General features: G+C 39.6%; 6 protein-coding genes. 4 read left to right on the top strand and 2 right to left on the bottom strand.

Going from position 1 to position 13,155, the window contains the following annotated elements:
- Positions 1-99 precede the first annotated feature (99 nt).
- The gene (locus CXF89_RS12530; RefSeq protein WP_121954783.1) at positions 100-2,529 is read left to right on the top strand and encodes a zinc-dependent metalloprotease; all 2,430 of its coding nucleotides are present in this window, start codon (positions 100-102) and stop codon (positions 2,527-2,529) included.
- A gap of 98 nt (positions 2,530-2,627) precedes the next feature.
- Here the strand turns inward: CXF89_RS12530 and CXF89_RS12525 are convergent, their stop codons facing one another.
- Both CXF89_RS12525 and rapA read right to left on the bottom strand, forming a co-directional pair.
- On the bottom strand, positions 2,628-3,401 hold the full coding sequence (locus CXF89_RS12525; RefSeq protein WP_007581974.1) for a YggN family protein: 774 nt from the start codon (positions 3,399-3,401) through the stop codon (positions 2,628-2,630).
- 335 nt (positions 3,402-3,736) lie between these two features.
- Entirely contained in the window at positions 3,737-6,631 is a 2,895-nt protein-coding gene (gene rapA / locus CXF89_RS12520) for an RNA polymerase-associated protein RapA (protein ID WP_121954782.1), read from the bottom strand.
- A gap of 305 nt (positions 6,632-6,936) precedes the next feature.
- Between rapA and CXF89_RS12515 the strand changes: the two genes are divergently transcribed.
- Genes CXF89_RS12515 through CXF89_RS12505 form a run of 3 tightly spaced genes read left to right on the top strand, consistent with a single transcriptional unit; the run spans position 6,937 to position 13,078 of the window.
- On the top strand, positions 6,937-8,334 hold the full coding sequence (locus CXF89_RS12515) for a PhoH family protein (RefSeq protein ID WP_007581979.1): 1,398 nt from the start codon (positions 6,937-6,939) through the stop codon (positions 8,332-8,334).
- Positions 8,335-8,385: 51 nt separating this feature from the next.
- Positions 8,386-12,195 (top strand): PAS domain-containing hybrid sensor histidine kinase/response regulator, encoded by a 3,810-nt coding sequence (locus tag CXF89_RS12510; protein WP_121954781.1) that lies wholly within the window; start codon positions 8,386-8,388, stop codon positions 12,193-12,195.
- On the top strand, positions 12,179-13,078 hold the full coding sequence (locus CXF89_RS12505; protein ID WP_024590665.1) for a diguanylate cyclase: 900 nt from the start codon (positions 12,179-12,181) through the stop codon (positions 13,076-13,078). Before CXF89_RS12510 ends, CXF89_RS12505 begins: the two co-directional genes overlap by 17 nt.
- The last annotated feature ends 77 nt before the right edge of the window (positions 13,079-13,155 follow it).

Genomic DNA, 13,155 nt, shown 5'->3' with positions numbered 1-13,155 from the left:
GAGCGCTGAAATTCGTCTTAAATAACTGTATTGTTTAAATAGCACCCTATAATGGGACCACCTAATCGTACTTAAAACACAAATAACAAAGATAAGATTATGAAAAAAATACCACTACTAAGTTACATATTCTTTACTGTGCTGTGCTCTATCATAACTCAAGCGCACGCAGCAATTAAGTCAATTGATGAATTTACTACGCAAATGAATCATTTTCCGGGCTATTATTCGTTTTTTTACGATACCCAAAACGGGAAAGTATATTTAAAAGTTGATAAGTTTGAACAGCAATTTTTACTGCAGCAAAGCTTGCCTTACGGTATTGGCTCTAACGACATAGGTCTTGATAGAGGTCAGCTTGGTAATACTCACCTTGTGCAGTTTGAGCGTTTTGGCGACAAAGTAATGTTACGCGCTGTAAATACTTACTATCGTGCCAACACAAGTAACAAGGCCGAACAGCAAAGTATTAAAGAAGCGTTTGCATCAAGTATACTTGCTGGTTTTAAAGTAGTCGCAGAAGATAAAGTCACAGCACTTATTGATTACACGCCTTACTTATTAAGTGATGTACACGGCGTAAGCCGGACGCTTGCTGCACGAAAGCAAGGCAACTTTAGCCTTGATGAATCACGTAGTGCCGTTTATATGAATCGCTCAAAAGCATTTGTAAAAAACACCGAGCTTGAAGCTGTACTTACATTTAAAGGCACAAAACCAGGTGAATTTGTTCGCCAAGTAAGTGCTGACCCTTATGCGCTTACTGTTCATATGCATCATTCACTTATTCAATTACCAGATGATAACTACACGCCGCGCAAGTTTAATCCGCAATCAGGTTTTTGGAGTATAGAACATAAAGATTACGCAGCGCCGCTTGGTGAGTCACTGTACGTGCGTTATATACCGCGCCATCGTTTAACTAAAAAGGATTCAAGTTTACCTATTAGTGAGCCTGTTAAACCAATTGTTTATTACCTTGATCCTGGCGTTCCAGAGCCCGTTAAAAGCGCTTTGCTTGAAGGTGGAAAGTGGTGGAACGACGCATTTACGGCGGCAGGATATAAAAATGCATTTATAGTAAAAGTGCTGCCAAGTAGCGCCGACCCTATGGATATTCGTTACAACGTCATTCAATGGGTACACCGTGCAACGCGTGGTTGGTCATACGGTAGTTCGGTAATCGACCCACGTACAGGTGAAATACTTAAAGGGCACGTAACACTTGGCTCATTGCGTGTTCGCCAAGATATTTTAATAGCCGAAGCACTCGCTGCTCCTTATTTAAAAGGCAATGAAGTTGCTAAAAACTTGCAAGCAATGGCGCTTGATCGTATTCGCCAATTAAGCGCACATGAAATTGGCCACACGTTAGGTATTTCTCATAACTTTGCAGCATCGGTAGGGGATAGAGCCTCAGTAATGGATTACCCACATCCGCTACTTAGTTTTAATGAACAAGGTAAGCTTGATGTAACGCGCGGCTATGCAACAGGCATGGGCGTGTGGGATACCCAGGTAATTAAATATGGCTATAGCGATTTTACTAACCAAGATGAAAGCGCAGAACTTGCTGCTATTTTAAAAGAGAACAAAGCCAAAGGCCTTGAGTTTATATCAGATAGTGATGCTCGTGCTAAAGGTGGCGCGCATCCAACAGCTCATTTATGGGATAACGGCACTAATCCTTCGCAGGAACTTTTAAGAGTACTCGACGTACGTAAAAAAGCACTTTCGCAGTTTGGTATTAATAATATTAAAACGGGCGACTCATTATCGCAATTAGAGGAAAAACTAGTTCCGCTTTATCTGTTTCACCGTTTTCAGGTTGAGGCTGCAGTGAAACTTATAGCCGGTGTTGATTACGAATACGAAACACGCGGTGACTCACCCGTAAAAGGCGCACAAGTCGTTAATAAAAAAACACAGCAAGAAGCAGTAAACGCTATTTTTGCAACGCTTAAGCCAAGTAACTTATTACTTCCTGAATCTGTGTTATCGCTAATTCCGCCAAAAGCATATGGCGAGTCTAAATCGCGCGAGAGCATAGTTGGACGCACAGGGTTAACGCTCGATGCAATGGCATTACCCGAGGTTGCAGTGCAGCACAGCTTGTCGCTTTTATTAAATGCACAGCGTTTAAATCGCTTAGCGCAGCAACAAGCGCGTAGTAATGACTTTTATAGTTTAGATGAGTTACTTGAGGAGCTATATAGCCAAGTGTTTAACGTGTCATCACCTAATACAATGACAGGTAAAATCACTCAGCGCGTGCAATTTTTAACTGCAAAAACCATGGCTGATTTAGTAGCAAGCGATAGTGCAAGCCCTGAAGTGCAAGCGCAGTTACGTTACTACTTAGTTAAGTTGAGTGAAGACTTTAACCAAAACTCAATGATGAGCCATACAAGTACTGGCGAGAGTGCGTTTAAGCAATATTTAGCTGAGCAAGTAAATCAGTTTTTAATTAAAGGGCAATGGCCAAACAACTTTAAAGTGCTGCCAATCCCACCGGGCTCACCAATTTAGAATAAAAAGTAGAAGCGCTTATTTTTAATCAATCATAAAGCAAAACACCGAGTATATTTATACTCGGTGTTATTTTATTCTAAAAACGAATACGTACACTAAGACTTTATTTGCACTAAATCGTAATCGGCCATACCAGGTACTATTGCTTGTAAGCGAGATTCGGTTACATCGAGTGCGTTTAAACATTCGCAATACTCAGAAGCTTTAAGCTCTAATTGATGCGCCTTTTTTTGTAGCGACTTATCAATTTCTCTTGAGATAATATCCATGCGTTGGCCCATGTCGTTAATACGATCTTCTATATTACCTTCGCGCGATTTAAACGCATCTCCGAGTGATACCAGAATAGCACCTAACGATCCATGCACTGCAGAGTGAATTTGCTGGCTGATCTCTTTAGTAAAAAAATCATCTATTTGCGAAAGTGATTGAGGGGCTATAAAAAAGAAGTCATCGCCGCGCTTAAACTTATCCATTAGCGCGCGCTCTACATACTTTAGTTGTGTTTTAAGTACTTCAGGTTCTTTGTCTGACATACCTTCAACTACGTGTTCAATAGCGCTTAAACCTAAGTTAACACCATCTGTAGCCAGATTTACTAATTCGGGGACTGTGTGGCGAATACCATTACTAAACTGTTCGAGTACTTTGCTTTCGTCATCGCTTAAATCAACCCAATAACCGCGAATAAATAGTTGGTTATTGTTATTAATTTGTACACGAGTCTGGCCTTTATCTAATATGCGAATCGCATCGTCAGTAATAATTAAACCATGACGTAATTCAACATCGCATTGGGCTTGAGCAAAGACACTGCTGCTTGAGAGCGCTATGGACAACGCCAATATCGAACGAGATAGAAACGCCATAAACACCTCAAAAAGACTAAAATGGAAGGCGAGTAGGTTAACAAAAAAACAACTTTATGCAAGGGAAAATAAACCTATCAACTATCTCACACAATAGCTGTATAGAGCGCAGCTTGAGTTTTTAGATATGGCTATGTTGAGAAAAATAGATAGCACAACAAAGGACTTAGTATAAAGCTAAAGAGGTAGGGTTAGCTTACATTTAAATAAGAGCACGTGGTTTTTAAAATGAAGTTTAAAAAGATACAGCTATTTAGTTAATTAAGCTTTTAATAGCTGACTCCAAATTTACTCTGGAGTCAGCTTAAAAGGCTAGCGGTTAAAAGCCAAAATCTCTAGTGTGAAACTACTATTAATCGAATTGCATCAAGTTGTAACTGCGTTTTTTCAATATACGTAGTTAGGTCGTTGCGTTGCTTATCGTAGAAGGTAATTTCTTCTTGGCGAATATTCGGGTTAATTTGCTTAAGGGCTACCAGTCGCTCTTGCTCTTCACTGAGTGACGTTTGCATTTTAACAAGCGACGCTGCACGAATAACTTCAAGTTTTTCTTGTGCCATATCTTTAGCGGTAGTAATCATAGGGTGAACAGCACTTTGCAATGCACCTGCAAGTTTACTTGCTGTTTGGCGGCCAACGGCTGATAACTGCTGATTAAAGCCTTCAAATGCCACATTCTCACCTAAATTATTACCTGCTTTATCTAGCAATATACGAATTGGTGTAGGCGGTAAAAAGCGACCAACTTGTAATACTTTTGGTGCCATTGCTTCTGCAACAAAAATAAGCTCAACAAAAAAGGTACCAGGCGGTAACTTTTTGTTTTTAAGCAATGCAACCGATGCGCTACCAAAGTCGTCGTCACAAATCATATCCATGGTGCCTTGCACCATTGGGTGATCCCAACTAACAAAGTGCACGTCTTCTTGCGAAAGCGCCGTGTCGCGATCAAAGGTAACGGTCATACCGTCTTCTTTAAGCGATGGGAATGATGGGTTTAACATATGTTCAGTCGGCTTTAAGATAATGGTATTTTCGCCTTTATCTTCTTGGCTTACGCCAAATGTGTCGAACACGTTGATCATGTAACTTGGTAATTCAAACTGATTATCGAGTTTTTCGATTTCAGCTACAAGTGAATCTGCAGCACCTTGACCCGATGAATGTAGCTCTAGTAAACGATCTCGTCCGCTTTCCATTTTTTTACGCAGTACTGCATTTTGCTGTGCTACTTGCTCAAGTAATGGATCGAGCTCGTCTTCATCGCAGTTATGCGCAGAAATATATTCAAGTAGATCATCACGGAACTCTTTATAAAGCATTTGGCCTGTTGACGAGGTAGATTCGAATGCATCTAGACCTTCGTTGTACCAACGTAGCAATACTTCTTGAGCGGTGTTTTCAAAATATGGCACATGAATGTTCACATCTTGCGTTTGACCTATACGGTCTAATCGACCAATACGCTGCTCTAGTAAATCTGGGTTCAATGGTAAATCAAACAACACTAAGTGATGCGAGAACTGGAAGTTACGACCTTCTGAGCCAATTTCTGAACACAATAATATTTGTGCATTATCGTACTCGTCTGCAAAAAATGCAGCAGCGCGGTCACGCTCAATAATAGACATACCTTCGTGGAATACCGACGCTTTAATTGCTTCGCGTTCACGCAGTATTTGCTCAAGGCTGATAGCTGTTTCAGCTTTAGCACATATAAGTAGTACTTTTTCGCGCTTAAGCGTTTTAAGTGTTTCGATTAACCAATCTACACGTGGGTCAAATAAACCCCAGCTTGCGCTTTCGCCTTCAAACTCTTGAAATATTTTTTCAGGAAAAAGAGCACGGTGTGCACTTAGTTCAGGGTTTTGAATGCCGCCCATATTACCGAGAACCGACATAGCCGTTTTATACTGTTTTGGCAGTGCCATAGGGTAGGCGTGTAATTTACGACTTGGGTAGCCATCAATGCCGCTGCGGCTGTTTCTAAATAATATACGACCTGTGCCGTGGCGATCGAGCAGCATGTTAAGTATTTCTTTACGTGCTGGTAAATCACCTTGCTGTGCTTTTTCAAGAATATCAGTAATATCGGTTTCTTTTAATAGCTCAATTAGCGTGGCTTTGGCTGTGTCGTCTAGCCCTTGCTCTTGCAGTAATTGATTTGCAGCTTCAGCAACGTCTTTATAATTTGCTTCTTCTTCTTTAAACACGTCGTAGTCGTAAAAACGGTCAGGATCGAGTAACTGTAAACGTGCAAAGTGGCTGCTGTGACCAAGTTGATCAGGCGTTGCGGTAAGCAAAATAAGGCCCGGAATATCCTGGCTAAGCTCTGCCATACGTTGGTACTCTGAGCTTGGCTTGCCGTTATTTATACTTAGGTGATGGGCTTCATCTATAACTAGTAAATCCCAATCAGCAAGCGTTGCTTGTTCAAACCAGCGTTTTTTCTTGGTTAAAAACTCAAGACTGGTAAGTACTAATTGCTCTGTATCAAACACGTTTGGTGAATCTGCAAACGCTTCGTCGCAACGTTCTTCATCAAAAATAGAAAAGTGTAAGTTAAAGCGGCGTAGCATTTCTACTAACCATTGGTGTTGTAGGTTTTCTGGTACAACTATTAATACGCGACTTGCACGACCACTAATAATTTGTTGGTGTAAAATCATGCCCGCTTCAATTGTTTTACCAAGGCCTACTTCATCTGATAAAAGTACGCGTGGTGCAAAACGTTTACCCACTTCTTGGGCAATATAAAGCTGGTGAGGAATAAGATTAGCACGTTGCCCAATTAAGCCTTTAATAGGCGATTGTTCACGTTCAAATTTATGTAACCACGTTTGGTAGCGAAGTGTATAGCGATCAAAACGATCGACTTGGCCCGCAAATAAACGATCTTGTGGTTTATTAAACTTAATAAAATGATCTAAAAAGGTTTCTTTAAGTTTGGCAGTTTCGCCGTTATCAACACGGGTGCCGTGATAACACAGTAACTCACCTTGTACTTCAATAGACTCTACTTCTAATTCCCATTCTTCAACGCTTTTGATCACATCGCCAGGATTAAATGCCACACGGGTAACAGGTGCTTCTGCCGAAGAATAAACACGGCTCTCACCACTGGCAGGAAATAATATGCTGACCTGACGGCCTTCAATGGCAACAACAGTGCCTAATCCTAAATCTGACTCTGTATCACTGATCCAACGCTGACCTAAGGAAAAATTCATGTATGTCTCGTCTATGATGAAAAAGGCGGCTATGTTACCTGTAAGCTAACACCACTGCAAGGCGCTATTTGGCTCACTTTTAATTAATTTTGTAAGTGTTAATTATTACTATTAAAACAACTTGTTTATGACTCTTTTTTAGGTAAATCAAAACTAATTACAGTTTGTAATAAAACGGACTTTTATGACAAATAGACTAAACTTACATTATGCCTTGGCAATTAAGTATTGCAGGTTTAAGTTTTGCCCGTTTTACTTAGTTATTTTGGTATAGCATAAAAATCATAAAACGTAAGGAAAGTGCTATGGAAAAAGCTTCGAACCTTGAAAGTAAAATGTATGTGCTAGATACCAACGTACTACTTCACGAACCCCTCGCTTATTTGTCTTTTCAAGAACATGACGTTGTAATTCCGATGACAGTGCTTGAAGAGCTTGACCACATAAAAGACAGAAAACACGACGTAAGCCGCGATGCGCGCGTCGCTATTCGTGGATTAGATGAAGTACTTAAAAATGCAACGCCTGAACAAATGCTACAAGGCGTGGCGCTGCCGAGTAACAAAAAGGCAAAAGCGAGCTCTGCAGGTACCCTCATTATTGTAAACGACCATTTATTTGCCGACTCCATTTCTGGTTTGCCTGGTAACGAAAACGACCATCGTATTATTAATTGCGCCGTGTATTTACAAAAGCAGCACAGTGATTCAAAAGTTATATTAGTAACAAAAGACATAAACATGCGTTTAAAGGCCAAAGGCGCAGGGCTTAAATATGTTGAGGATTACCGTACCGACCAACTTATTGACGATATCAGCTTACTCACTAGTGGTTATAAAAAAATTGAAGGTGATTTTTGGGACCATGTAGGGGAATGTAATACGCAGCAACACGGACGCGATACGTTTCATCATGTACCTAAAAACTTAATACCTGATGTATTTTGTAATGAATATTTACTTGATGGAGGGGATCAGTTTGCGGCGCGTGTTAAATCGTACGATGACGAGTACATAACGCTAAAAGATATTGGTGTTGAGCGTTTAATGCATCAACAAGCATGGGGCGTTAAGCCCAAAAATATTTATCAGGGAATGGCGCTTGATGCGCTGCTAGATACAAGTATTGAACTTGTTATTTTAACAGGACCAGCAGGGTGTGGTAAAACCTTGTTAGCACTTGCCAGCGCCCTTGAGATGGTCATCGAAAAAGGTATTTACGATAAAGTAATAGTAACTCGTAATACCCCAGAAATAGCAGAGTCCATTGGCTTTTTACCAGGCACTGAAGAGGAAAAAATGGCGCCGTGGCTTGCAGCCATTACCGATACGCTGGAGGTATTGCACAAAGGCGACGAAAATCCGATATCAAGCCGAAACTACATTATGGAGAAGGCTAATGTTCAGTTTAAATCGGTTAACTTTATGCGTGGGCGTAGTATTCAAAATGCGGTGGTAATTTTAGATGAGAGCCAAAATTTAACGGCATCTCAACTTAAAACGATTATTACCCGCTGCGGCGAAGGTACTAAATTAATTTGTACGGGTAACTTGGCGCAAATAGATAGTAACTATTTAACGCCAGTAACATCGGGCTTAACGTACATAGTAGAGCGCTTTAAAAACTTTGAAGGCAGCGCAACTATAAACCTCAACGGTGTTGTACGTAGTCGCTTAGCGTCATTTGCAGAAGAAAATTTATAACTTGCGCTTAACAAATTGGCTCGATAGTCTATCGATTGATTTTCGAGCCAAATGGCAGGCAGTACATTGAATTTTTTACCTCTGAAGCATTATTATCGTTCATTATTTATTGCGCTTTTAGTGCCATTGATTGTCGCTTTTTTACTGTGCTTGCACTTATATAATATAAAGCTTGAGCGGGCGGTTGAAAAACGCGAAGCCGATTTTACGAATGTTTCAGCACAGGTTACTCACGGGATGGAGTCGGTGAGTAATCTACTCACCACCATGTTTAGCTTATACGAACAAACGACCTATCCAAAAATAAACCAAAGCTTACTTGAGGGCATAAATCAATATGATGGTTACTATTACCGTCACTTTAGTGAGCAAGGCACTGAAATTGTAGGTAAGGGGGAGTTTGCGTTATCTACTAAGGCATTAATGCAGTGGCAGCAGGCTATTACATTAGGGCCTTCGTTTAATACAACGCTTGCATTAATGCAGTCGTTGTCTGCTGTAGCATATGTTGATAATAATGGTTTTGCTTATGTAAGCAGGCGAAACAAAAGCCAAAGTTTAATGCTTACTGAAATTCTAAATGGAAAATTTAAGCCAAAATTTTCACCAAACAAACTTACTTCAAGTCCCATTGTTAAAGTGAATGATAAATCGTATTTTGCTATTGGCCGACAACGAAGCACTGGCTCAGCCGATTACATTATTTTGATTTATGATGTTCAGGCAATTTCTGGGTGGTTAAAAAAGGTTTCACCGAACAGTGGTGAATACGTTTTTATGAACCAATCACATCAAGTTATCGCCAGCTCTAAACAGTTAATAGAGCAAGCAACAGCATTAAAAAATTATTGGCCTGATTTGGCCCAGCACCATAGTAAAAAAACAGTCTTAACTAGTGATAGTAATTACTTTATGCAGCCAATGGATGAGTTACCTATTCACGCAGCATTTTACGAGCACAAACCCCAACTAATCAGCCCAATTAAGTATGAAATACTATTAGAGTTTGCATTTTTAACGCTATTTTTAAGTATTATGTTTGGCGTGTTTTTTTGGTTAAGTCAGCGCATTTTTATTAAGCCAATGACTCACTTAATGTCGTACCTAGAGAGTAACGGTACACAGCAAGAAGTGCAGCTCGATTATAAAGTACCGCTGAGCTGGCAGCCTTGGTTTTCTAAAGTGAAGCGTGTATTTACTAAAAACAAACAGTTAGTTGATTCATTACAAAGTGCAAATAAAGCTCTGGACGACCAGGTTCAGTTGCAATCAGAAAAACTAAGCCGCAGTTACGAAGCAAAAGAGCGCCACTTGGCTTTGCTCAACACTATGCTAAACAGTGTGCCAGATCTTATTTATTTTAAAAATATTGATGGATCATTCTTAGGATGCAATAAAGCATTTGAGGCGTACATCGGTAAAGATCAAACTGCATTAGTCGGTAAATATGTAGATGATTTAGGTGATAACGATCAACAAATAAATGCGCTTGAAAAACAAGTATTACAAAATAGAAACAGTGTCGAACAGCGAATAGAAACCGATAAAAAAACGTATCAACTTACTATTGCACCTTTTTATAACGAGCACCAACATCTGTTGGGGACTATGGGTATTGGTCGCGATATTACCGAACAGCAACAAGCATTATTGGCCTTAAAAGCATCAGAATCTAAATTTAGAAGTGCGATTGAATTTGCGGCTAACTGTGTGGTTTTACTCTCGCTTGAGCACACAATATTACAAGTAAATAAAGCGGCAAGAAAGCAGTTTTCTGAACAGCCAGTACTGGTTGGTGAGCAGTTAAAAGCATTGTTTGACGATACTCAATGGCAGCAAATAAAAAGCACTTTAGCGCAATTGCTAGATGACAAAAAACGCGTATACCACTTAACGCTTGCTCAAGGGCGCTTAACAAGTTGGTTGCAATTGAGTGTATCGCTTGTCTGGGATGAAAACCGCGACCCAGCTTATTATGTTATTCACATTCAGGATGTGAGTGCATTAACTAAATCGAAACTAGATGCCGAACGAGCAACCCTTGCTAAAAGTCGCTTTATAGCCAATTTAAGTCATGAAATACGCACTCCTCTTAATGCTGTTTTAGGGCTGCTCGATATGCTTATTGAGCAAGGATTAACGCAAAAGCAATTACAACAAACGGATCAAGCTAAGCATGCAGCACAAAGCTTGTTGCTAATGCTCAATAGAATGCTTGATTTTGCACGCATAGAAAGTTCGCAAACCGATTTAAAACAAGCATCTTTTAGTATGGTTGAGCTGGTGGATATTTGTGAAAGTTTAACGGCCCCATTGTGCGAAGGAAAAGGTATTGAATTTGTTATTGATATTGACCCGTTAATAGCGCCTGATTTGATATGCGACAGCATTCGCTTACAGCAAATATTAGGTAATTTATTAACAAATGCTGTTAAGTTTACAAAAACAGGTTCTATCACTTTAAAAATGGAACTTATTGAAAGCGATAGCCTAGAGCAACAGCATATTTGCTTTAAAGTAATTGATACGGGTATGGGTATAGATGAAGCCGATCAAAGGCGTTTATTTGACGCCTTTACGCAAGGTGATGAGTCTTCAACACGTATACATCATGGTGTTGGGTTAGGTTTAGCGATTGTTAAACATGCGGTGTCATTAATGGGAGGGGAGATTGCTTTAAAGAGTAAAAAAGGTCATGGCTGTGAGTTTTACTTCAGCGTTAGTTTTTTGGTTGATACCACTAAAAATACGATGTTACCGACTAATACATTGGCTATTTTATCGGATCAAAGCAAAGAGCTTAAGCAAGTAACAAATGCTTATGCAAAGCTTGCTAATATTAATTTAGATGAAGTACTCAAATACCCAATTAAGCTCTCCAATACTCAGCAAATAATAATCGATGCGGCCGATTTACCTGCACTTTTAAATGTTGAAGCAATTAATGATTCGTTATCAGCTAAAGAAACATCGGTAATTATTATTAATCATCAGCACACACTTAATTTACCAACAAGTGAGCATTTAGCTGCGCATCACGTTAAAGCATCGGCATTGGGACAAAGGCTATTTAGCTTGAACTCTCAGCAACAGCCTAAAGCTAGTACCAATGCCGTAATATATAATATTGCTGAAACTAAAGTTGATATATCGGGTCTACTTGTATTAGCCATTGATGATAATCAACTTAATTTAGAAATAATTAGCAGTGTATTACGCCAAGCAAACGTAAGTGTTGTTACCGCTTTAAGCGCATCTATCGGCATGGAATTATTGCAAGTTTTAAAGCCTGACTTAATATTAATGGATGTACAAATGCCGCAAATAGATGGCTGCCAAGCTACGGCTTTAATTCGTCAACAGTTTGACGCAAAGCAACTGCCTATTTTTGCCTTAACGGCTCATTGTGAACCCGCTGATATTGAACGTTCTTTAAAGTGCGGTATGAATAAGCATTTAACTAAACCGGTTGTTGCTAAGGTACTTATTGATGCAATTGCCGATTTAAACTTAGTTAAACCAAGCTTTTTTGAAAAATCATTCGCATTAACGCAGTTTAGTATGGATGAAAAGCTCCTCAATACAATGATTGATAAATTTGCTAATTTATGCGAAACCCAGCTATTGCAAATAGAAGAAACAACCAATAAGGATGATTTGGTACGCTTAGTGCATAGTATAAAAGGTGTAGCAGGTAATTTAGGTTTTAGACGATTGTCTCACTGCGCTTTATTGTGTGAAAGAACACTTAAAACAACTAACAAGCCTGTTGAAATAACACTGAAAGAGCTTATTATGCAGTTAGAACAGGTAATTGTTTTTATAAAAGGGGTAGGGGCTAGGGATGTCGAAAAGAGCTAAAGTACTTATTGTAGATGATGATCCAATCAACAGATTAGTACTTGAAAAAACACTTAAAGTAGAACACGACGTATTCTTAGTTGAAAGTGGTGAAAAAGCACTGACCTTTGTAAAAACTGCGCAAGTTGATTTAATTATCCTTGATGTGATTATGCCAGGAATTGACGGCTATGAAGTGCTTGTGCAACTTAAAGAAAATCCGATAACTCAATCGATCCCCGTTATATTTATATCAGCTAATCGTAGCCATGACGACGAAGCTAAGGGCCTAGAACTCGGTGCTATGGATTATATCACTAAGCCATTTAGCCCTTCTATTGTGCGCGTTAGAGTACGTAACCAATTACTTATAAAGCAAAAAAATGATCTGCTAGAGATGCTAGCCTCAATCGACGGCTTAACTGAAATCCCAAATAGACGCTACCTAGACGAAAACTTAGCTCGTGAATGGCGCCGAAGTAAACGCAGTGGAACCCCGCTATCAGTGTTACTTATGGATATAGACCACTTTAAGCGTTACAACGATTGCTACGGACATCGTGCTGGCGATGAATGTTTAAAGGATGTTGCACAAGCACTCGCAGCTCAATGTGAACGTGGTAGTGACTTTATAGCTCGTTATGGTGGTGAAGAATTTGCAGCTGTATTACCTGGAATGAATAGGCATGAAGCTGTGGAGTTTGCTAATAAATTACGCAATGCTGTAAATGCTTTGAATATAGAACATAAAGCCTCATTAAATGCAGACCACATCACTATTAGTATAGGTATCGCCACCACTCAAAGTGGTAAAGTATATGCTGAGCAAGCGTTATTAGAAGAGGCCGATTTAGGCTTATATGCCGCTAAAGATGCAGGGCGAGATAGAATAGTCGCACGCTAAAAACTTAATATACAAAAAACGCCAATATTCACATATTGGCGTTTTTGTATCAAACTACTTTTTATACCAATTCGCTT

This window comes from Pseudoalteromonas sp. MelDa3 (assembly GCF_002863625.1).
In the GTDB taxonomy this organism is placed as follows: Bacteria; Pseudomonadota; Gammaproteobacteria; order Enterobacterales; family Alteromonadaceae; genus Pseudoalteromonas; species Pseudoalteromonas arctica.
This window is presented reverse-complemented; position numbering and strand designations above follow the sequence as displayed.